The following is a 21,488-nucleotide window of genomic DNA, read 5'->3' as shown; positions in this document are numbered from 1 at the left end:
TCAACGTTTGTATAGAAACGTCGGCTCGGGGTGGTTGGTTTATACGTTTTGATCGCCATATTACACCGCCAAACTATCGATTTGTGCGCCTTCTGGCAATTTCACATAGAACTTTTTAAAGTCGTTTTGTTTACCAGCAAGACCACGGAAACGTTTTACTTTTCCGTCTTGGTTTAGTGAGTTAACGCGAGCCGGAACGATTCCGAAATACTCTCTAAACACCTCTTTAAGAGCGTTCTTTGTCATACGTGGAGACGTTTGAACAACGATTACACCCTCTTCTTGAAGACCAAGGGTCTTCTCTGTATACAGGATTGATTTGATATCAGTAATATCTGCCATCTTAGCTCTCTTTAGTCAGATTTTCCCATACCGCTTTTTCGATTACTACCGAACGGTATGTCGCAGCCAAAAAGGCGTTGAGTTCATTCTCTTCTACAACATAAGTAGAAGCAATGTTGCGGAATGCAAGATAGGTATTCTCATCGAGAATCTTTTTCACCAACAATGCGTCACGTACGTTCAATTTGTCGAACAATACTTTTGCATCTTTTGTTTTACCTGTTGGAACTTCGATCGAATCAACGATGAACAATTTCCCAGCAGTTGCCAAAGCATCCAACGCACATTTAAGCGCTAGTTTCTTTTGTTTTTTATTGATCTTTTGATCGTAGTTACGACCCGTGTTTGGACCATGTGCAATCGCACCGCCAACAAAGATCGGTGAACGACGTGAACCGGCACGTGCGCCACCTTTACCTTTTTGAGCCCATGGTTTTTTACCACCACCGCTAATCATCGAACGAGTTTTAGCCGATGCTGTGTTAGCACGGATACTCGCTTGGTACGATTTAACGTACAAGTAGAGGTTATGGGTATTGATACCGCTGAAGCTCTCAGGCAATGCCAATTCAGAGGCTTTTTCGAATTTTTCGTTCAGTACAATCGCGCTCATTATTTAACAACCTTTACTCGACCTAGTGCACCGTTTGCGCCTGGGATAGAACCCACAACAACCAATACACCGTTTTCTGCGTCAAATGACATTACTTCATTTTTAACAGTAACTTGCTCGTTACCGTATTGACCTGACATTTTACGCCCTTTTTGGACTTTACCAGGCCATTCGCGGTTACCGATAGATCCACCGGTACGGTGAAAACGGTGACCGTGAGCACCAGGACCCCCAGCGAAGTTCCAGCGTTTCATAACACCGGTAAACCCGCGACCTTTTGTGTTGAACGATGTTTTAACCGTTTGCGCATTTGCCAAAGGAGCCATATCCAAATCACCTGCTTCGGTGTTTGCAACTTCCAATGTAGCGAATTTGTTGAATTCAGCAGAAAGATTATATTTCTTTTGTTGACCTTCAACCGGTTTGTTCATCGATTTGCCTTGGCTGTATGCTACAAGAGCTACGCCGTTGTTTACTTCACAAACTTTCATCTCTTTTACTTTTAAAAGAGTTACCGCTTTGCTGGTAGCACCGATTGTTCGGCTCATGCCGATTTTTTCTACAATGTATTCCACACCCTACTCCTTACTTGTCCATAGAGCGAACTTCTACGTCCACTTCCGGAGCCAAGTCAAGCTTCATCAACGAATCAACTGTATCTGGCGTAGCCGACACGATGTCGATCAAACGTGCGTGCATACGAATCTCAAATTGCTCACGTGAGTCTTTATTGACGTGCGGAGATTTAAGAACCGTATATTTACGAATCTTGGTTGGCAAAGGGATCGGTCCGCGGATTTCCGCACCCGTTCGCTTTACAGCTTCAACAATAGAGGCAACTGAACGATCAAGTACACGATGATCGTATGCTCTAAGTTTCAAACGAATTTTTTCCATAATGTTTTCCTTAGATAAAAGAACTCGTCAGATCATGTCTGACTATATAAGGCGGCGAAATTATACCGACATACCACCTCAGGGTCAAGGATTTTAGGGGTAAAAAACGGTTATCTATTAAAATTTGCTTCCTTTTAATAAGGATGTACTATTTTTTAGGGTATGATTTTAGGCATGAACACTTTATTAGATGAATACTATCGATACGATTTACATAATGCCGGTTTTATAGAACGGAAGTTTACAATTGATGAAGAAAATACCCTGATTTATGGAATTTCACAGTCAGGGAAGAGCGCATTAGTCAAAAATTATCTCCTCTCCCGCAAAAAATCGACCTATCTTTACCTCGATTGTCGAGACATTCGCCTCAACATCGATGAACTCAATAGTACCTTACCCCTGTTTTGCCGTGAAAACAAGATTACGATCCTCGCACTGGATAACTATCACGAATCGATAAAGCTTTTTGAGATCGATCAAATCCTCCTCACCTCCGAAATCCCTTTGGAACTCCCGTTTCACATGCTTCAACTCCCACTGCTCGATTATGAGGAGTTTCTTGCCTTTGAGAGTAAATTCGACTCCACCGCCTTGAACCACTTTTTTCAGCTCGGCGGCTTTCCCGCGATGCACCGTATCCCCAGTGAAGAGAGGATACTCTATCTTCAAAGCACCTTGAAACGAGTACTCGAACCGATAGAGTTTTCCATCCTCTCCCAAGCGTCCAAAATGGTGACCCAAAAGGTATCCGCTTTCAATCTCTATGAACGGCTCAAATCGGAACGCAAAATTTCCAAAGATAAACTCTATCTGCATCTTCAATCGATGTATGAACGGGGCTATCTCAAAAGCCTCTCCAAATACAACCATCCCAGCGCGGTAAAGAAACTCTATCTGTGCGACATCGCGATCAAACATGCACTCGTCGTCCAAAAACATTTCGGACGCCTTTTTGAAAACCTCGTATTTTCGGAATTGGATAAACACCAAATCGAATGCTATTATGATGAGGGGATCGATTTTTACCTTCCGCAGCGACGGCAGATCATTATCGCTTCGCCGTTTGCGAATGAACACGCTCTTTTTAAAAAGGTAGAGACACTGGAGGGGTTTATCGTATCGAATCGAGTTCGGGAGGTTATCGTTGTGACGATGAATTTGGAAAGTACCCTCTCCCATCCGGTCTCACGCATTGAGATGATCCCGTTTGAGAGATGGGCATTGGGGGATGATAGTTAGAAGCGATACCCTACTCCGATAAACGGACCTTGGATTTTGAGGGTGGAATAGATGTCATTTTCATCTAATTTTAGGGATTCATAGCGATACCCTGCCACCGCTTCGAGACCTGCGAATACGTTCCATGCCGCTTTTATACGCATATCACTGACCGAGTTTCCGCTGTAACCGACATATTTGAGATCCGCATCCAAACGAACCGGCAATGTAGGAATTTTTACTCCGGCAGCCACATAGACCATCGGGATGATAACATCAAAACTTTGATTGACCGTCCCGCTCACATCCCCTTTCACATACTTACCGGTTAATCCGATGTCCAAATCAACGACATTATCCAAAAGTTCATAATAGAGGGTTGTGTCGATTTGGGAGAACTTAACCGTATTGGTTCCGGCAACGCTATCTGCACCGCTAAATGATGATTCAGGGGTAAAATCAGCTCGGAGATTCGGAAGCATCGGAACCGGATGTTCCAAATAGAGCCCCACTTGGTACTGGCTGTCGTTATCCCCGTTAAAATGAGTGGCACTCGTAACACCGTTATCGGTATAACGGAAATCCCCTTTTGCTTCAGGAGAGTAGTAATCGGCTTCGATGCCGAATCCGAGTAACGTCGATGCCGATGCCATAACGCTTCCGGCACACAATGCGAGTAATGCTTTTTTCATGATGATCCTTTTTGATTCTATGCTAATATGCCATTATACTAAAGAAACAGGTGTATTGAAATGGTGTTATGCGGAATTGATGAAGCAGGACGAGGACCGTTGGCGGGTCCGCTCACTATCGCAGGGGTTATTTTGCGTCATCCGATTGAAGGATTGAACGACTCTAAAAAGCTGACTGAAAAAAAGCGTGAAGAGCTGTTTGAGATCATCATACAAAACTCCGATTATCATATCGTACGCTTTAGTGCCGCACAAATCGATGAGCTCGGACTATCAGCTTGTTTGGCGACAGGGCTGCGTGAGATTATGAGCGCATTAGGAGAAGCAGACTATCTCTATGATGGCAACTCCAAATTCGGAGTCAGCGGATTGCGCACGATGGTGAAAGCCGATGCGACGATTCCAGAGGTGAGTGCCGCCTCGATTTTGGCGAAAGTGACGCGGGATCGTGAAATGGTAGAACTCGCCTCTCTCTATCCGCAATACGGTTTTGAAGGACACAAGGGTTACGGCAGTGCCACCCATATCGAAGCGATCCGCCTCTACGGTCATTGCGAAATACATCGTAAAAGTTTTAAACTAAAATCGCTTCAGCCGAGTTTGTTTTAGTACCTCATCGCTATAATCACTAAAAAAAGAGCATATTATGGTTTCACTCACCCATTTAGAAGCGGCGCTTGCCGCCGTTGACTCCGAAGTAAAAGCGCTACTGTATAACCAATCGCTTTCGCAAAGTGAAAAAGATGCAAAAATGCTGCCGTTATTACGGGAAAGTAAAGTACTGAAACAAGCGCATGAAGATTTGTGTTATTTGAGAGATAATCCCCCTAGCAACCCAAGCGGTTGCAAAGTGGGGAGCTATAGAAAAGATTAAGCCGCCGCGAGAATTTTTTCGACCGCTTCATCAAAAAGATTTTGGTTCATACCGTACTCTTCGATCAATTCACGTGCATTTTTGAGCGTTTCATCGGTAATTTTTCCATCGAGGGTAATCGCCTCTTTGGCTACTTTGAGAAATTTTGCCATCTCTTGGGTTTCAGGATCGGATGCATCTTCGGGTTCATTGGCGAAACGGATCAAATGAACCAAATCGGGATCAAAATTCCATTTAAAAAAGAGGGTAGCGGTCACATCTTCCGATTTAGACCCGCACGCAACGATTTCTGCTTGTTTAACCGAGATCCCTTTTTCCAAATTTTCACTCAAAAGGGCGCTTTGATTTGATTCGATCAAATAGCGGCTTATTACCACTTTACCGAGCTCTAATAAAAATGATGCCAAAGAGAGGTGTCCCAACAATGAGCGATCCACTTTGGATACCCATCGGCTAACAAGAGCATTTTGGAGCTGTGAGCGTGCTAGATAGGTATCTTTGCTCATCCCATACGGAGAGAGATCGAGTTCCATACAAGAGTTTGCCGCCGATGCGATCGTAAAGGTACGAACGGCTTCTCTGCCCAACAACGAAACGGCTGTTGCAATGTCATTCACGGTTCGGCTCAAACCATAGAGCGGAGAGTTGGCTGTTTTGAGAATATACGCCGTGATAATCGGGTCGTTTTTGATAGCGTTCGCCATGTCGGCAACGGTTGCGTTCGGATCATTAAATACCGCTTCTACTTTTTGTACGGTTTCAGGCAGCATCGGAACATTTTCAACTTGTTCCATTAATTCAATTCTCATCGTAACACTCCAAAAAATAAGACTACTGAAAAGGATTATAAATTATTATGGATTAAAATTCTTCTTTATGTAGATAAAAATTCAATTTTTGAGGAGAAGTGGGGGGAAATTTCCCAATAAGTCACCATTCCCGTCTAAACGGGAATGATTAGAAGCAGTTTGATATTAGTGAGTAAGATCAACTTCAATACGGCGGTTTTCTGCACGCCCTTGTTTAGTTTTGTTCGAAGCGACCGGTTGAGATTCACCTTTGCCTGAAGAGCTTAAGCGAGAAGCGTCAACGCCCTCTTTGACCAACATCGATTTAACCATTTCCGCACGTTTTTCAGAGAGTTTTTGGTTAAATACGTCAGACGATGTGCTATCGGTATGTCCGACGATGCTTGCATTGTAGGCAGGGCTGTCTTTTAGGAAGCTTGCGAAAGCCGCTACTTTTGCGATCCCTGCCGCATCCACTTTGTTTGAGTTGGTAGCGAAGTTAAGGTGCAATGTCGCTTTCAGCGGGCATCCGTCTACATCCACTTTAAATCCGGCCGGAGTTGCAGGACATTTGTCTTGCGGATCCATTACACCGTCTTTATCGGAGTCGATCGGAGCAGCCGCAACGACAGGTTTCGCAACCGGAGCAGGTGCAGGGATAACAACCGGTGCAGGTGCAGGTTTTGGCTCAGGTGCAACGACTGCCGCTACAACAGGAGCTGCTACCGCTGCAACTACAGGAGCCGCTTTTGCTTTTTCATCAAAACTAAATGTCAAACCTGCCAATGCCGCAACATTATGAACTTCACCGTTACTTCCGTCAACGCCGTTGTTGTTCATTTTGTACATATACAGTGCTTCGAGTTTGAGAGCGATTTGTTTCGTAATCTCCGCTTTCAAACCAACCCCCGCATCGGCAAGAAGACCATCAAAGCTTTGGCGGTGAGTGTTAGTGTACCACTCGTATCCAAGACCTGCTTTAACAAATGGAGTAATTGCAGTATCTGTTTCAATTTCATAAACACCATTTAGCATAGAAGTCAACACACCTGTTGTTTCACTAGCACCGCTAACACGGTCACGTCCATAAAGAAGTGCCCATTCCGGTTTAATACTGTCACACGCATTATTCATTTGCGCTTCTACACCGTATACGATATGGTTATTTACACCACCCATGGCTCCACCGTTATTTAGGTTGGTTTCATTTGATGTTGAGTTCCAAAGATACCCTACTACCGGTGTCACTTCATAATTATAGTCACTTGCGCCGAGCAATGTTGCCGCGAGTAAACTGGAAAATACTAATTTTTTCATTGAAAAGTCTCCTTTAGACTATTTGAGATAAAAAAATTATAGCTTATGAATGTGAGCGAAATGTAACTGAAAACGACTTAATTGTTTTTCTTAATGGTTTCGAATTGAGCTTGCATCGTGTTGAGCATTGCAAATATTTCATGATTAAGCTGCGTCTCTGCCGCATCGATACGTTCCAAATGGGCCCGTTTTAATTCATCAAGCTTTTGAAGGGTAGTTTGAAAAAGCTGTTCATCATCGGTCAGCAAGACGATCTCCTCTTTCGGAGCCCATTTACGTTTAACACCGTCATTTTGACGAAACTCAAAGATAATATTCTGCGAATTTTCAGAACTGATATATCGCGGCACAGTATATGCCAGATAGTGTTTTTTCGGATCGCCATGATGTTTTTGTATTACGTAGTACATCGGGCAAGTATAACACAAATTGAATTTTACTCCTCTTTGTGATAAAGTATGGAAAGAGTATTAGGAGCAAATATGGAACATCAATATGAATTAGCCATTATCGGAGCCGGTCCCGCAGGGATTGCAACGGCTATAGAAAGTTACGCGGTAGGGTTACGGGACATCATTTTGCTCGAAAAAGATGAAAACCATAATGCAACGATTCGAAAATTTTACAAAGATAACAAACGGGTTGATAAAGATTGGAAAGGGCAAAAAGTAGAACTTGACGGAACCATCTACTTTATGGACGGAACCAAAGAATCCACTCTTGATTTTTTTGATAAGTTGTTAGACCATGAATCACTGGAACTGCGCACCCATACGGAAGTGCAGAAAATCGTTAAAACCGAAGAAGGATTCGAAGTCTTTATCGCAGGAGGATCTATCCGAGCCAAATACGTCGTGGTCACGATCGGACGGATGGGTAAACCCAATAAACCCGATTATAAAATCCCTCCGTCGCTGAAAAACCAGATCCATCATACTCTCGATGGGTGTACACAGGAAGAGAAAATCATGGTGGTGGGCGGAGGGGATTCCGCAATCGAATATGCGGTGGAATTGTGCGATAAAAATGAGGTGTGTATCTGCTACCGCCGCGGAACGTTTCGCCGTGCCAACCCTACTAATCAAGCCGATATTGAAAAAGCCGTTACACGCGGTGCGATCAAAGCGATGTTAAATACTGAGATCATCGAGTTAGAAAGCGAAAGCGGAAAAGTTAAAGTGCACTTCAGCGACGGTACATCCGAGTTGTTCGATCGACTCGTTTATGCGATCGGAGGGACTACCCCTAGCGGATTTTTGCAAAGCAGCGGCATTCGAGAAGAAGACGGAAAACCGGTGCATGATGACAACTATCAAACCAATATCGAAGGTCTTTTTGTAGCGGGAGATATTACCCAAGAATCAGGCGGTTCGATTGCATTGGGGCTAAACCATGGGTATGCCATAGCTCACTATATCAAAGCGATGTAAATCAATCTTTGAGTATCGGTTCGCTTTGGTGACTCAACTCTCCCTCAGGGGAATAAATAGTCAACTCTATAGTAGCATGAAGGTATTCGGAAGTGACAAGAGGGTCGAACGCTTCATCTTGAAAAGCGGCCGCTTTAGCGTTATAGATAATATCCTCCAAAAGCGAACGCTTTGACGTTTCACTTTTCGCATTACCGCGAACTTTACTGCCGAGATAGAGGGTGATCTGTGTCGCCATCGGTTCGCTCAGAATCGGATATTGTTCAAGAAGTTCGCCGCGATTGATCGTATTTTGCCCTTGCAGTACCTCTTCGATAGAAGCGCGGGCAATGGTTAATAATACGGATTGAGACATATCAATTAACCCCTTTTAACGATCTCGATGGTGTTATTATAGCTTACTTATCCTCAGGTGTCATAGCAATGTCAAATCCGAGTTCTTGAAGCATCCGCAGATCAGTGTGGGCTTCTCGTCCTGCGGTGGTGAGATAGTTTCCGATCACGATGCTATTCGCCCCCGCCTCAAAAATCTCATGCTGACGATCTTTGAACGTAATCTCGCGTCCTCCGGCGATCATAATACGATCGGCTTTATCGATAATTTTGCGCGCAAGGGTAATAAGTTCCAATGACTCATCGATCGATAGCGGATTTGGGCTTAACGGTAATGCCGGATTGTGGTGATAAAAGTTCAGCGGTACCGAAATAGGGTTTAACTCATTCAGAGAGTGAAGCATACTGAGGCGATCTTCGTGCGTCTCCCCCATCCCGAATATCCCGCCGCTGATCAGTTTGAGCCCTGAACCGTTAACGTTTTCACACGTCTCATACCGCTCCTCCCACGGGTGAGTCGTACACACTTGGCTGTAAAACTCACGGCTCGTTTCGAGGTTGTGGTTATAAGCACTCACTCCGGAGCGTTTGAGTTCATTCAGTTGATCCAGCGTCGCCGTACCGTTACACGCGATAAGACGTAGACGCGGCACTTCACGTTTGAGCGTTGATGCGACGTTACACACAAACTCGAGCGTTTTGTCATCCAGCCCCTTTTGGGCTGTGACAAGACAAAAGCCGAGTGCTCCAAGGGCTTCAAGGCGGCGGGCTTCCTCCAAAATTTGATCGAGGGGTTTTTGTTTATAGCGCTCAATATCGGCTTTATATTTGACACTTTGGGAGCAAAATTTGCAATCTTCGTTGCAGGTTCCGCTGTTGATGTTACAAATCGAGCAAAGAAATATTTTTTTGGACATCTTAGGATCTTTCAAAAATGTAGTGACGTTCATCGAAGCTGTCGCTTCCTACGGCACGGGAAAAATGGGTAACGATCAAAGAGGTATCGGTAATCTCCAGCATCGCACATGATGAAAAAGGTTTATCTCTGGCACACGCTTCCCCCGGATTGAGAAAAAGGGTACTGTTTTTAAAATCACATTCAAATACGTGGGTATGGCCGAAAATGACCACTTCGGTATCCCCGTTCATATAAAAAGGGAGATGCATCAATTTGAAATTGACCCCGCCGAGTTTAAAATAGTGGGGTTCTTGGACGAGATTGTACTGGGTGTGGTATTGCACCAATGCCGCGTCATTGTTTCCATAAACAGCCACATAACGCAAGCCGCAGTTTTTGAGCTGTTCAAGGATCTCAGGTTTGACAATATCCCCTGCGTGGATCAGAAATTCAGCCCCTTGCGAGACGAGATGATCAATCACCCGTTGGGATCGCCCTTTTTTGGAGTGGGTATCAGACAGAAGCCCGATTTTCATTCACCGGCTTCCTCTCGCGGTGTGCGGTCTTTACATTTGACACACTCATACACCTCTTTGTTACGGTAGGTTCGCGGAGCCAAAGCACCGCCACATCCCGCAACTTCACACTTCTTATCACTAGGTTCAAATTTGGAAATAAATTTACATTTCGGATAGTGTTCACATCCCCAAAAAGCTCCTCTGCGTGATTGACGCCATAGCAGTTTACCGCCGCAATCGGGACACGGGACTTCGGAGAATTTGGTCTCTTGGTTAAGCGTTTTGGTATTTTTACATTTCGGATAGCCGCTGCACGCCAAAAACTTCCCGTTACGACCGTTTTTAACCACCATCGAACTGCCGCATTTTTCACATACCTCTTCGCTCACTTCATCAGGAGTTGCAGGATTGTCTTTTTGATTCTCTTCGGTTTGCTCGGTATATTTGCATTTCGGAAAACCGCTGCATGCAATAAACTCTCCGAAACGTCCGGAACGAAGCAACAATTCGCTACCGCATTGCGGACAATTGCGTCCGAGCGGTTTCGCCATTTTGAGACTGACGATATTCGTTTTTCCGGCATCGATTTTTTCGATAAACGGATAATAAAAATCAAGCAAAATTTTATGCCACGATTTGCCGCTCTCGCTGATCTCATCGAGAGTCTCTTCCATCGTAGCGGTAAAGCTCGCATCGACAATCTCGTTAAAATGGGTCTCCAACATCTCGGTCACCGTGAAGGCGATTTCGGTCGGCTGGATTGCACGTTTCTCGATCTCGATGTAGTTACGTGCTTGCAAGGTACTAATCGTCGGTGCATAGGTAGATGGACGACCGATCCCTTCGGATTCGAGTTTTTTGATCAGGCTCGCTTCGGAGTAGCGAGACGGTGGCTCGGTAAAGTGTTGCTCGGGAGTGATACTTTGAATATCGATCGCATCACCGGTTGTTAGTGAGGGGAGGAGCTTATCTTTGTCATCGCTTCCGACAACGCGGTAAAAACCGTCAAACAAGAGCTTTCGCCCCGTAGCTCTGAATTCTGCTTTCGCAGATGCAAACGTGATACTTTGTTGCTCAAAACGTGCATCGTTCATCTGACACGCGATAAAGCGGTTATAGATCAGACGGTAGAGTTTGATCTCATCAGGTTTGAGATAGGTTGCCGCCACTTCAGGGGTAAAGGCGAGCATCGTCGGACGGATCGCTTCATGCGCCTCTTGCGCCCCTTTTGATTTTTTGGTGTAAACTTTAGGATTTTCAGGCAAATAGGCTTTACCGTAACGGTTCAAGATGAGTTCCCGCGCCGCGTCAACCGCTTCGGCAGCAAGGTTGAGTGAATCGGTACGCATATAGGTGATAACCCCGCTCGTCCCCTCAGGAGTTTTAACCCCTTCATAGAGGGCTTGCGCCACCATCATCGTTTTCTTCGGAGAGAATCCAAGCTGGGAGCTGGCGGTTTGTTGGAGTGTCGAGGTCATAAACGGCGGAGGAGTAGAGCTTTTACGCTCTTTCGTCTCAATCTCACCTACTTTGAAGTTTTCACCTTTGAGTGTTGCTACGATACGAGAGGCATCATCACCCGTTTTGATTGTGAGTTTTTCGATTTTCTCATTTTCAAAACTGACCAAAGTCGCTTCAATATCTTTTTTGAACAGCGTATCGATGCTCCAGTACTCTTCGGGGATAAAAGCACGGATTTCACGTTCGCGATCAACGACGATTTTGAGGGTTGAGGATTGAACACGCCCTGCCGAGAGCCCTTTTTGGATTTTATTCGCCAAAAGAGGAGAGAGTTTATACCCTACGATACGGTCCAATAGACGGCGTGCTTGTTGGGCATTGACACGATCCATATCAATCGTGCGCGGCGTTTCGAGTGCGTGAATAATCGCATTTTTCGTAATCTCATGAAACACGATGCGCGGAAGTGATTCAGGGTCTTTATCAATCGCATGGGCAATATGCCATCCGATCGCTTCCCCCTCGCGGTCTTCGTCGGTCGCGATAAAGATTTCATCGCTTTTTTTGGCAAGTTCTTGGATCTGTTTGACGGTAGCGGTACTGTCTTCGCTGATACGATACTCGGCAATGATCTTTTCATCATCGATTTTAATACCGAAGCGGTTTTTAGGGAGATCTCGAATATGCCCCTTGGACGCGATAACCTCGTAGTCTTTGGAGAGGAAGTTTTTAATGGTCTTGGCTTTAGCCGGAGACTCTACGATAATGAGTTTCAAAAGTCTGAATCCTATATATTATGGATGAATTTTGAAAGTGTAACAAAAAAACTTCAAAATCGAGCCATTTATATCAATTAACTACCCTATCCTCTCCACGCTCTCTCTTTCCATGTATCGACATGGACAAAACTCGAATAGATTCCGATTCCGGATCCGCCGCAGTAGCGGAGTAACCTAGCTAAGTAATCTGCGGGGATACCCTCGATTTTAATATCGGCGGCTTTTCCGTAGAGATGCATCGAATTAAACGCCGCCCCCTCGGTAATCGAATTGGTATGTTCGGTTCGATACCCCGAGGTGAGGATGATAGGACGATTGATATGATTTGTGGATAACCATTGCTGCGCTTGAGCCAGTACAACAAACAAATTAGGATCCATCTGCACTGCCACCCCTGCACGTACATCGGCAAAGATACGGCATAAATCGTTATACCCGTTTTCCTCTATTTTCCCCTCACGCATAAAAGGAATTTTATATTCTCTGCCGTTTCGGATAAGATGCAATATATTGGCATCTGTTTTACTATTTGCATAAAGAGTTCCGGAAGCGGTAAGCGCAAGAGCACTTTTAAGAAAAACTCTGCGAGATGGATCGATCAGAGACGATTGTGTGACTTCGCTTTGCATCTTATCTATTTGACTCTTTATTCATCAATTTTACACAACTGCAAGCAATTTATAGTCCATTTTTCAAATAGAAGAAAAAATTAATTGGCACACTTCTTGCTTTTTATCCTAAAATAATCTCAAAGAAAGTGTCGGTATGAACTATTTTTGGTCATTTCTTTTCCTTACACTCTCGCTAAATGCGGCTTACAACCCGTTTTTTCGCGAAGCTGTAAAACCGAAGAAAACTCCAGTAGCAACGGTTGAGGCACGTCCTATGCCGCTCCCTCCACTGCTAGCTCCACCTTCTTTGCCGGCGGTAAAACCGGTTTTTGATCTTTCTCAATTGGTCTATAACTGTTATTTAGAGACCAATAAAGGGAAATTTATCCTACTGAAAATAGGAGAAAACAAAGTTGTTCTAAAAGAGGGAGACCCTTTTTATGCCAACAACTCCAAATACTTTATCCGAAATATCACCAGTAATTACATTACCGTAGACGATGCGGGACGAGTTCAAACTATCTATTTTACGACAGGAGGTCAATAATGCGTTCTCTTATTCTTGCTGTCGTCCTTTTAGGGTTGAGCGGATGCAGTGTCGCGACAAAAAAAGAGACACTGACTCCCGAAATGCAGCTCAAAGAACTGGATAATAATACCACTCAAATCCAACGTTCTGAACCGGCAATGCAAATTGTCGAAGTCAAAGCCGATAATTTTCATATTGAGACACAATCTATTCCCGACAAAGAGGTTATCAAACGGGCAAAAATCATGGGAGCCGAATTGCGCGATGTTATCGCCCTGCTCACCGAAGCAACCAATGAAAATATTGTTTTTCAGCTTCAATCTGAATCAATGACCACAAAAAATCAAGTCCTAACAACGCCAGGGGGAACAACCAACCCTTATGCCGGAAAAAATGATTATCTACTCTCCGAAACCAATATCAATCTTTCAGCGTCCAATATCCCATTTGGAAAAGTGCTCCAAAAAACAGTGGGAGACAAAATCGGTGTTCAATACTATGACGGGACATTCTACTTAGGAAACACCCGAACAACAACCGTCAAAATTCCTCCTATCAGCGGTCTTGCCAACATATTAAAAACAAGCTTGGATTCTATGGGAGCTACCAACGTCAGCTATGACACAATCACCTCTTCGGTCAGTTTCTCCGCACGTGAAAAAGAGTACGGCGATATTATGAAATATCTCGAAATACTTCGAAACAACCTCTATGTCATTGAGTATGAAATCTCCATTTACGATGTCGAGCTCAAAGATAATTATGCCCTCGGAATCGACTGGAGTCTCGTCCCGACTCTTGCGAAAAACGGACTTAGCTTTGTCGCATCGGCAACAGGCAGTTTGGGTTCAGCCGGTACTTCCGCCGTTCCGCTCACGTTTGGAATGATTATGAAAAACGACACCTATAACGGTCAAGCACTCGTAAACGCATTAGAGAATTTCGGAAAAGTTGAAAGTGTTCAACGACCGAAACTTTTGGGATTAGCGGGTACCAATGTCAAACTCACCGACGGGATAGAAGCACCGTATATCAGCGGTATCCAAAATACCTCTGTGGGCAACGGTACTTCTCAAGTCTCCACAACGAGTGCAACCGCCCTCAGCGGGTTAGAGATCAATCTTAATTCCAATATGCTCGATGGAACCGTTATCACCGACATCGGACTCAAAATCAATGATATTGTAGGCTACACCTCATTTGAAGTTGACGGAAATAAATTCTCTCAACCCCAAACCGTTACCAAAGCGATCAACAACACGATGCGGGTTCAACCCGGTGTTCCGATTGTTATCTCAGGATTGTTCCGAAATAAAACAGACAAAGGGTGGAGCGGACTTCCGGGGCTTGGAGATAGTGCAGCAGGTGTCGTAGGCGGAGCTCGTCATACCTCCAGTACAAAAAGCGAGATGGTAATCGTCGTTACCCCTCGCGTAATCAAGTATGTGTTGAGATAACCATGGCCATATTTACAGCTGGATCTCTTAATTTTAGTAGCGACATGAATACCATTCGCACGCAAGTGTATGCTCATGCACGCAAAGATCTAGATTCTGCCGCCGTTAAAATCTCGTTGAGAAAACATCCGGAGGGGATCAACTATATTGCTTTTCTCCCGAAAGAGAAGCTTGTTTATGAAAATATCCTTAGCCTTGCTTCTAAGAATCAAGGGAAGAATGTCATCGTTTTTGAGCTTGATTATAAAAACGTCGGAGTCGTAGTCGAAGATCAAAAAATCGTCGATTACATTTTAGATAAACCTGAAGAGTTTTCAAAGGAGCGCGGATATGAAATACTCTATGCCGACAATACCAAAGGGGACAAACTGGTTTCCATCAATCTCGATAAGGAGCGCCAAGAGACGTGGATAGGGAGTTTTTTAATCGCATGTACCGTCGTTATCACCTCGGGAATTTTATATGCCGGATACGGTTATCTGAATGCTACCGAACTTAATCTCACCAATAGAGATGCATTGGTGAGCGAATATAAACAGTTGGTGAAAACGAACTGTACCACCTCGTTTGCAATGACCAAAAAAGTGGACATTGTTCATGAATTGGAAAAAATAGAGGAGATGACAAAATCCACGGAGTCCACCCTTCAGCAGATAAGCTATCAAAACGATAGCTTATGTGCTGAGGTGGTGACACCAAACCTCAACGCTTTTGTCAGGTTGTTACCACCGGAAGCGAATATTATAAAGGAAGACGTTGCTCAGGGCATCGTGCAATATTGCAATGAAAAAATATAGTCTTGTCGGCCTCTTTGTTGTTATTTTAATAACAATCTTAGTCGCTACATACTTTTATTTTCTCGATATTGTCTACGAAGACAAAACGGTAGCCGAAGAGGTTAAAACCTTTAGTGCTTTAAAAACTGCCGTTGAGCAACCAGTTGCTGTGTATGCAGAAGGCGATGTTCTGCGTACTAAAAATGATCAATACGAACAACTTCTCCAAGAATTTGGGATGGAAGGTGAAGTAAAGATCGACCAAAAAAAATTAATTATCCAAGGAGGCATTCATGACACCTATTCATACTTACTTTTGAAACGGCTTCTGGATGTTGTCAAGAATGATGACGTAGAATTGGTGAGCAGTTGCATCGGACAAGGGTGCACTGGGGATGAATTTGGTTTTTCGATCATAATTCATCCTTATGTATTAAAGATTCCAAACTAAAAAACCGATCTTGCAGGTAAGAGCGTAAGATCAACAAAAAAGGATACACAATGACACAGAATTACACAGGAATGAGAAAAGGTATCTCTCTCGTAGAGATGACAATCGCGATCGTTTTGTTTGCAGTATTGGCTGCTATCGGACTTAAATATACTAAAGTGTATTTGAATACAGACTTACAAGCTAAAAAAGCGCGTGTTGCTGCCGCTACGGATCAAGCAAGTCAATTGGTACAAGCATACCAAATTTATAAAACAGAGATGGGTGTTGAGCCTACAGCAATCAATGATTTCAACGGTTCATCGTCTATTTTAACAACATGGCCTACTAAAATCAAAGAGATGTCACAAGCTGGTTGGGAACTTAACACATCAACTGGTCTTCCGGGAACTGGTGTAGCGTTCCAAATGAAATTGGATAAAAACGTATCTACAACAGATAAAATCGATGCGCTTCATTGTGCAGTTTTCAACCGTGAGTTCAACTCAACACAAGACTTGAATGTTACTAACTCATTCAACTTCGGTACTGCTGCAGCTAAAAAAGCGACACAAGGTAACTATTTCTGCTATGGTCAAGCTACTACCAATAACCCTACAATCATGGTTGTTGTTCCGTAACTTCGATATACCTGCCTTATTTAGTCATCCTGAATCCTTTCCAGCCCCTCTTTTGAGGGGTTTTGGGAGGTTCAAAAATTCTTCTTTCTCTTTAAAATCTCACACAAAACACCTCTTTGTTAAAGTTTTTTCTTATACCGCCGATCTTGTTTGTCATATACGTGTTATAAAAGGAGTTTGACATGTCGTATCCGTACAATGGAAAGAGAAAAGGTATCTCTTTAGTAGAGATGACGATTGCCGTTATCTTATTCGGTGTTTTATCCACAATAGCGATGCTCTACTATAAAAGTCTCTTCAATATCGATTTAACCGCTAAAAAAGCTCGGGTTGCCGCCTTGATGGATCAAGCTTCTCAGCTCTCAGGTGCTTACGATGTTTTTGTTGCTCAACAAGGAGTTGCGCCAAGCGTTGCCGATTTAAGTGAATTCAATGCTACCAACGTTATGATTCTCCGCACTCTTCCGAGAGATATTAAAGAGATGACAACCACAGGATGGGAACTGAATACCTCTTCTGTTAACGGGCGTCCTGCGTTTCAATTCCCGATCGATCTAAACGGTACCGGCGGATGGGATGTACTCTCGGATGATGATTTTTACTGTGCGATTTTCAACCATGAGATCAATCGAAGCGTAGAGCTTAACGCTACCAACGATATGAATTTCGGTTCTCCGACCACACAATATGCGAATTACGGGGATACCTTCTGTTATTCTCAATCAGTCGGTGCCCATTATAAACATTGGATTATGATTGTTAAATAAACAAAATATGCAACGTAGTGCTTTTACCCTCATAGAGATTGCCCTCACCATTTTTTTGGTGGGGCTGCTGGGAACACTAAGCTACTATTATTTGAATCTTACCACGATGGATACCCTCCGTTATAAAAGCACGCTTCAATCCCAAATGAATCTACTAGAGTCCATGGCATTTCAATGCAAAAGCCTCTCAGAACAATTCCCGAAGGAACTTGACAGTTCGAGCAATGCATCCAATACCCTCTTAAGCGACTTAGAGTGTAATACAACCACTCCCTACGCATTTAACGGAGGAAAAAGCGGATTCGTACCGATTCCTCCAAGCGGATACAGTGCCTACCGAGCAACCGAGTCGGGCAGTGCTTTTTACATCTCAACCAGTGCGGATAACAATTCAACTCAAGATAAAGCACTTAAAAAACTGGTTCTTTATTACACTTCCCAACAAGCATCACTGGACCATAACGCTACATCGGCACTTTTCAAATTTTATCTGTCACGCTGAACATTGATTTTTTGTGTTATAATTAAACCAAAAAGTACCTAATGAATATCAAGAAGATACTAACGCCAAAACAGCTTGAAGTATGCCAGAAAGAGCAATACTATTATCAACAAATCGGCATTAAAAAGCATCTCCTCGATATAGCGCTCTCCCACCACTTCATCCAAAAAAAAGAGTCTTCCAAAACCTATAATCTCGAACTCATGAAAGAGTTCGAAATGGTTATCGCCGAAGATCGCGATGATGTCCTCAAGATCTTGCGAAAAGAGCTTTTAGGTGAAAAGCGCCTCGCTGAACTCAGTGCGAAAGTACAAAAAAAAGTTGAACAAAAAAATATCCCAGTCCGCGAATTTCAACAAAAATACATCGCCCTTCTTCGGGTAGATCCAGAGAGTATTGAACGTAAAATCAAACAGTTCAATTCGATGGATTATGAGGAAGATGAAGTAATCGATATATTTGAGATGCTCCTAGAGTATGGGATACAGCGCTCCGCGAGTGATATACACATCAATGCGTATGAATCATTCTATTGGCTTCGCTACCGCATCGACGGAAAAATCATTGCCCGGTTCCTCCTCAATCATGAGCTTGCGGGACGGTTTGCCCTGATTATCAAAGAGCGCTGTAATATCGACATGATTAATGTCTATGCTCCGCAAGGGGGAAGTTTTACCCGTACGTACGAAGAGCGTACGATTGACTTTCGTATCGAAATTGCCCCATCCCAATACGGTGAAAATATCGTTTTACGTATTTTGGATAAAGTAAGCAATATTAAATCCCTTAACGCTTTATTTCCTAAAACGCACCCGATGTCGGAGCATGTTCACCATTTCGTCAATCAATCCAGCGGTTTTTTTCTCGTCGTCGGACCAACCGGAAGCGGTAAAACGACTACCCTCAATGCGATCTTAAACCAACGGGACAGATTGCACGAAATCATCTACACAATCGAAGATCCGATCGAGTATAAAATTGACTTTGTCACCCAATATCAGATCAATGAGGCGAGCGGTTTTACCTTCGGAGAGGGGATGAAATCAATCATGCGTCAAGACCCCGACGTAATCGTTATCGGGGAGATGCGGGACCGTGAATCGATCCTTACCGGTCTCAAAGCGGCGCACAGTGGGCACATGGTTTTCTCCACTCTCCATACCCCCAACAGTTTTATGGCGATGGAACGTATCCGTGATGAGGGGGGAGATCTGTTTATCCTCGCGTATTCTCTCAGCGGAGTTATCGCTCAACGCCTCGTCCCCAAACTTTGCACCTGTAAACAACCCTGCAGTGTAGAGGACGGGAAAACATTTTTCGCAACTGAGAGTTACGGATATGAGAAGGGGGGATGTATCCGATGTAATTTCACCGGTTACAGCGGACGATCCCTTCTCATGGATATGGTTTTTATCCCCGGTGATATGAAAGTACGCTATCAATTTTATCTCGCCCTCAAAAACAGTACGGTGTTTAAAGCATGGGAACACTTTATTACGTTTAGCTATTTTCAATCCGCCGCCTATTTGTTTGAAATGGGTCTGTGTGATTATGAAACGTTATCGCATGAATTGTTGTCTTTAGGATACGTTCATGAAACCTGATACGCTAACCCTCCTAAAGACGCTTCAACTCTCGTTAGAAAATGGGAAAAGTCTCACCAATGCACTCGCTTTGCTCCAAAAAACGGCTAAAAATAAATCTGAAATATCGGCATATGCCAATGTAACCCGTTCTATCCAAGAGGGAGCCTCTTTTTCTAAAGCTCTCGAGAAATATCTCTCTCCCCCGCCCGATATTATTCAGTTTGTTTCCATGGCGGAAAAAGGGGGCTCTTTTGTCAAAACGCTCAAATCGGTTGTAAATTATCTGGAAATAAAAAATAGATTTCATCAAGAGTCAAATGACAAAATCGCACTGCCGATGATCTACTTTACCTTAACGGCTGTTATTGTTGTTTTTGTCCGTTTTTTTGCCGTCCCTTTTCATATCGAAGAGGCCAAAACGTATGATCCGAAAATATTTGCCATCATTGCCGATCATTTGGATATAGCCCTTATTTTAAGTAATGTTCTCTTCGGGGGGCTGATTTTGTTTGCCGCCTATTTTTTTATTGTTATGTTTGCCCTTTTTAACTACACGGGAATCATACAAGGACTTTCAAAACGGCTTGCTTCGCGCCTCCCTATGTCCTCTAAAATTATTGAGCATTTTGAAAAATTTATACTTCTCAGTTTGCTCAGTGCCATGTTAAAAAATGGTGTCTCCTTAAAAACCGCGCTCCAAACCGCGGCAAACAGTACCCTTATCCCTCGTATCCAAAAACAGTTTCAAGGGATTCTAACGCAAATCAGCAGAGGTGAAAAAAACTTTTGGGTAATCCCTTTTTTCGAAGATATTGAGCAACATCTACTTGCGGGGGCGGGAACCGTAACCCAGCTAGGGGACATATTAGCACAGTTTGCTGACCGTGCACGACTCAATGCCCTCACCATTGCCACTAAATTTTTTCGTATTATTACCATCATCGCTATTTTACTTTTGGCATTTGCCGTATTTGTCGAATTCTTTACCATCGTCTTGACGCAAGTGTTGATTCAACAAGAGATTATCAGCCAAGCGGGACACGTCTGATGAAAAAAGGATTTATGCTCGTTGAAGTGATGATTGCTATTATCATGGCGGGTATTCTTGCAGCCGTACTCGCTACTATGGGATATTACACCGTCATCCAAGGCAATACCCTCAAACAGCAAAACAGCAAAACGATGCTCGAAGTGATCCGAAGCCGTTTGCTCAACTCTGCTTCCAATCCGGACAATGATGCCTACTTTGAACTGCTAAAAGAAGAGGGTAATAATACCGTTCCCGTTGTAATCGGGTTAGGGAAAGATGCATGGGGACGTAATATCTATTACAGCACTTACGATTTCGGTACACATAATACCAATGCCACCTATGCTGATAATAATACCACTGCTATTTCGCCCAATGCCAACGTACTGGGTCGCCTCCTCAGCAAAGGGGAAGACGGTATATTGCAAACCAATGCAACGCATTCAAGCACGCAAGGCGATGATATAATGCTCGAAATCGGAATCGGTGAGACCAATCACCTTAAACTCTATAACGGATCGGAAGTCACCACACAAACCCGCGGGTATAACAGTGCGATTATTTCATCCACTGCCCCTCTTTCTCCGATCAATGGAACACTTTGGTACTGTGATACCAACTCAACCCTCAATATGTACAATACGACAAGTGGGACTTGGACTCAAGTCTCCCCGTGACCTCTACAATTTTTTTTTGATAATCCGATATAGTTAATTACAGCAAGGACGCTGAATTAACAAAAGAGCAACTGCTCTGAAGATAAAAGGATTTATCATGGGTTTTAGAATTAACACAAACGTAGCGGCAATGAATGCCCACACGTCCGCAAGTCTTACTAACCGTAATTTGGATAGCTCACTAGCTAAACTAAGTTCAGGTCTTCGTATTAACACTGCCGCAGATGATGCTTCAGGGATGGCGATTGCCGATTCTCTTCGTGCTCAATCAAGTGCATTAGGTCAAGCGGTCTCCAATGCCAATGATGCTATCGGTATC

At 43.7% G+C, this 21,488-nt stretch carries 27 protein-coding genes and 1 pseudogene; 15 read left to right on the top strand and 13 right to left on the bottom strand.

The genetic code is table 11. From position 1 onward, the window contains the following. Nucleotides 1-60 precede the first annotated feature (60 nt). The 4 genes from VFW36_RS00140 to rpsJ are packed head-to-tail and all read right to left on the bottom strand — an operon-like array spanning nucleotide 61 to nucleotide 1,852. The gene (locus VFW36_RS00140) at nucleotides 61-342 is read right to left on the bottom strand and encodes a 50S ribosomal protein L23 (RefSeq protein ID WP_013459056.1); all 282 of its coding nucleotides are present in this window, start codon (nucleotides 340-342) and stop codon (nucleotides 61-63) included. Between the two features lies 1 nt (nucleotide 343). After that, nucleotides 344-958, bottom strand: coding sequence for a 50S ribosomal protein L4 (rplD, locus tag VFW36_RS00135; protein ID WP_329656797.1), 615 nt, complete (start codon nucleotides 956-958; stop codon nucleotides 344-346). Next, nucleotides 955-1,530, bottom strand: coding sequence for a 50S ribosomal protein L3 (gene rplC, locus VFW36_RS00130; protein WP_329656796.1), 576 nt, complete (start codon nucleotides 1,528-1,530; stop codon nucleotides 955-957). Before rplC ends, rplD begins: the two co-directional genes overlap by 4 nt. A gap of 10 nt (nucleotides 1,531-1,540) precedes the next feature. Continuing rightward, the gene (rpsJ, locus tag VFW36_RS00125; protein ID WP_013459053.1) at nucleotides 1,541-1,852 is read right to left on the bottom strand and encodes a 30S ribosomal protein S10; all 312 of its coding nucleotides are present in this window, start codon (nucleotides 1,850-1,852) and stop codon (nucleotides 1,541-1,543) included. A 174-nt stretch (nucleotides 1,853-2,026) separates the two neighbouring features. Here rpsJ and VFW36_RS00120 point away from each other — a divergent pair, with 174 nt between their 5' ends. Beyond that, nucleotides 2,027-3,094 carry an ATP-binding protein gene (locus VFW36_RS00120; RefSeq protein ID WP_329656795.1) on the top strand — a complete coding sequence of 356 codons (1,068 nt, stop codon included), beginning with the start codon at nucleotides 2,027-2,029 and terminating at the stop codon, nucleotides 3,092-3,094. Here the strand turns inward: VFW36_RS00120 and VFW36_RS00115 are convergent. After that, nucleotides 3,091-3,765, bottom strand: a complete 675-nt coding sequence (locus tag VFW36_RS00115; protein ID WP_329656794.1) for a TIGR04219 family outer membrane beta-barrel protein — start codon at nucleotides 3,763-3,765, stop codon at nucleotides 3,091-3,093. The two genes, VFW36_RS00120 and VFW36_RS00115, sit on opposite strands and share 4 nt — an antisense overlap. A gap of 60 nt (nucleotides 3,766-3,825) precedes the next feature. Here VFW36_RS00115 and VFW36_RS00110 point away from each other — a divergent pair, with 60 nt between their 5' ends. Both VFW36_RS00110 and VFW36_RS00105 read left to right on the top strand, forming a co-directional pair. Beyond that, nucleotides 3,826-4,374, top strand: coding sequence for a ribonuclease HII (locus VFW36_RS00110; protein WP_329656793.1), 549 nt, complete (start codon nucleotides 3,826-3,828; stop codon nucleotides 4,372-4,374). Nucleotides 4,375-4,411: 37 nt separating this feature from the next. Further along, nucleotides 4,412-4,639 (top strand): hypothetical protein, encoded by a 228-nt coding sequence (locus tag VFW36_RS00105; protein WP_329656792.1) that lies wholly within the window; start codon nucleotides 4,412-4,414, stop codon nucleotides 4,637-4,639. Here the strand turns inward: VFW36_RS00105 and VFW36_RS00100 are convergent. From VFW36_RS00100 to VFW36_RS00090, 3 genes are all read right to left on the bottom strand, one after another. Beyond that, nucleotides 4,636-5,448 carry an HDOD domain-containing protein gene (locus tag VFW36_RS00100; RefSeq protein WP_329656791.1) on the bottom strand — a complete coding sequence of 271 codons (813 nt, stop codon included), beginning with the start codon at nucleotides 5,446-5,448 and terminating at the stop codon, nucleotides 4,636-4,638. The genes VFW36_RS00105 and VFW36_RS00100 overlap by 4 nt on opposite strands. 165 nt (nucleotides 5,449-5,613) lie before the next feature. Continuing rightward, nucleotides 5,614-6,744 (bottom strand): OmpA family protein, encoded by a 1,131-nt coding sequence (locus VFW36_RS00095; protein WP_329656790.1) that lies wholly within the window; start codon nucleotides 6,742-6,744, stop codon nucleotides 5,614-5,616. A gap of 77 nt (nucleotides 6,745-6,821) precedes the next feature. Further along, complete coding sequence (locus VFW36_RS00090) at nucleotides 6,822-7,154, bottom strand: hypothetical protein (RefSeq protein ID WP_329656789.1); 333 nt, start codon at nucleotides 7,152-7,154, stop codon at nucleotides 6,822-6,824. A 72-nt stretch (nucleotides 7,155-7,226) separates the two neighbouring features. On the opposite strand from VFW36_RS00090, the gene VFW36_RS00085 reads away from it, so the two are divergent. Continuing rightward, nucleotides 7,227-8,174 carry an NAD(P)-binding domain-containing protein gene (locus tag VFW36_RS00085; protein WP_329656788.1) on the top strand — a complete coding sequence of 316 codons (948 nt, stop codon included), beginning with the start codon at nucleotides 7,227-7,229 and terminating at the stop codon, nucleotides 8,172-8,174. Nucleotide 8,175: 1 nt separating this feature from the next. On the opposite strand, the gene VFW36_RS00080 is transcribed toward VFW36_RS00085, so the two are convergent. The 5 genes from VFW36_RS00080 to VFW36_RS00060 form a co-directional block, all read right to left on the bottom strand. Beyond that, entirely contained in the window at nucleotides 8,176-8,529 is a 354-nt protein-coding gene (locus VFW36_RS00080) for an AMMECR1 domain-containing protein (RefSeq protein WP_329656787.1), read from the bottom strand. A gap of 43 nt (nucleotides 8,530-8,572) precedes the next feature. Then, the gene (locus VFW36_RS00075; RefSeq protein WP_329656786.1) at nucleotides 8,573-9,424 is read right to left on the bottom strand and encodes a biotin synthase; all 852 of its coding nucleotides are present in this window, start codon (nucleotides 9,422-9,424) and stop codon (nucleotides 8,573-8,575) included. 1 nt (nucleotide 9,425) lies between these two features. After that, nucleotides 9,426-9,941 (bottom strand): YfcE family phosphodiesterase, encoded by a 516-nt coding sequence (locus VFW36_RS00070; protein ID WP_329656785.1) that lies wholly within the window; start codon nucleotides 9,939-9,941, stop codon nucleotides 9,426-9,428. After that, nucleotides 9,938-12,160 (bottom strand): type I DNA topoisomerase, encoded by a 2,223-nt coding sequence (gene topA / locus VFW36_RS00065; RefSeq protein ID WP_329656784.1) that lies wholly within the window; start codon nucleotides 12,158-12,160, stop codon nucleotides 9,938-9,940. Before topA ends, VFW36_RS00070 begins: the two co-directional genes overlap by 4 nt. An 86-nt stretch (nucleotides 12,161-12,246) precedes the next feature. Further along, on the bottom strand, nucleotides 12,247-12,792 hold the full coding sequence (locus VFW36_RS00060) for a YcbK family protein (protein WP_329656783.1): 546 nt from the start codon (nucleotides 12,790-12,792) through the stop codon (nucleotides 12,247-12,249). A 136-nt stretch (nucleotides 12,793-12,928) separates the two neighbouring features. Between VFW36_RS00060 and VFW36_RS00055 the strand changes: the two genes are divergently transcribed. The 11 genes and pseudogenes from VFW36_RS00055 to VFW36_RS00005 form a co-directional block, all read left to right on the top strand. Further along, nucleotides 12,929-13,321, top strand: coding sequence for a hypothetical protein (locus tag VFW36_RS00055; protein WP_329656782.1), 393 nt, complete (start codon nucleotides 12,929-12,931; stop codon nucleotides 13,319-13,321). Next, entirely contained in the window at nucleotides 13,321-14,760 is a 1,440-nt protein-coding gene (locus VFW36_RS00050) for a hypothetical protein (RefSeq protein ID WP_329656781.1), read from the top strand. The genes VFW36_RS00055 and VFW36_RS00050 overlap by 1 nt, the downstream gene beginning before the upstream one ends. 44 nt (nucleotides 14,761-14,804) lie before the next feature. Continuing rightward, entirely contained in the window at nucleotides 14,805-15,557 is a 753-nt protein-coding gene (locus VFW36_RS00045) for a hypothetical protein (protein ID WP_329656780.1), read from the top strand. Continuing rightward, entirely contained in the window at nucleotides 15,544-15,987 is a 444-nt protein-coding gene (locus tag VFW36_RS00040) for a hypothetical protein (RefSeq protein ID WP_329656779.1), read from the top strand. The genes VFW36_RS00045 and VFW36_RS00040 overlap by 14 nt, the downstream gene beginning before the upstream one ends. A 50-nt stretch (nucleotides 15,988-16,037) precedes the next feature. Continuing rightward, complete coding sequence (locus VFW36_RS00035) at nucleotides 16,038-16,607, top strand: type IV pilin protein (protein WP_329656778.1); 570 nt, start codon at nucleotides 16,038-16,040, stop codon at nucleotides 16,605-16,607. 182 nt (nucleotides 16,608-16,789) lie between these two features. Next, the gene (locus VFW36_RS00030) at nucleotides 16,790-17,374 is read left to right on the top strand and encodes a type II secretion system protein (protein WP_329656777.1); all 585 of its coding nucleotides are present in this window, start codon (nucleotides 16,790-16,792) and stop codon (nucleotides 17,372-17,374) included. Nucleotides 17,375-17,381: 7 nt separating this feature from the next. Further along, entirely contained in the window at nucleotides 17,382-17,876 is a 495-nt protein-coding gene (locus tag VFW36_RS00025) for a hypothetical protein (protein WP_329656776.1), read from the top strand. A 41-nt stretch (nucleotides 17,877-17,917) separates the two neighbouring features. Next, nucleotides 17,918-19,480, top strand: coding sequence for a GspE/PulE family protein (locus VFW36_RS00020; protein WP_329656775.1), 1,563 nt, complete (start codon nucleotides 17,918-17,920; stop codon nucleotides 19,478-19,480). After that, nucleotides 19,470-20,510 (top strand): type II secretion system F family protein, encoded by a 1,041-nt coding sequence (locus VFW36_RS00015; protein ID WP_329656774.1) that lies wholly within the window; start codon nucleotides 19,470-19,472, stop codon nucleotides 20,508-20,510. The genes VFW36_RS00020 and VFW36_RS00015 overlap by 11 nt, the downstream gene beginning before the upstream one ends. Then, nucleotides 20,510-21,169: a type II secretion system protein gene (locus VFW36_RS00010; RefSeq protein ID WP_329656773.1), complete on the top strand. Its 660-nt coding sequence runs from the start codon at nucleotides 20,510-20,512 to the stop codon at nucleotides 21,167-21,169. Before VFW36_RS00015 ends, VFW36_RS00010 begins: the two co-directional genes overlap by 1 nt. A 97-nt stretch (nucleotides 21,170-21,266) precedes the next feature. After that, nucleotides 21,267-21,488, top strand: a pseudogene (locus tag VFW36_RS00005) (flagellin); the annotation flags it as partial.

Origin of the sequence: Sulfuricurvum sp., assembly GCF_036279695.1 — a bacterium.
Taxonomy (GTDB): domain Bacteria; phylum Campylobacterota; class Campylobacteria; order Campylobacterales; family Sulfurimonadaceae; genus Sulfuricurvum.
Note: the sequence above shows the minus strand (reverse complement) of the source record. Positions and strands in the feature narration are given on the sequence as shown.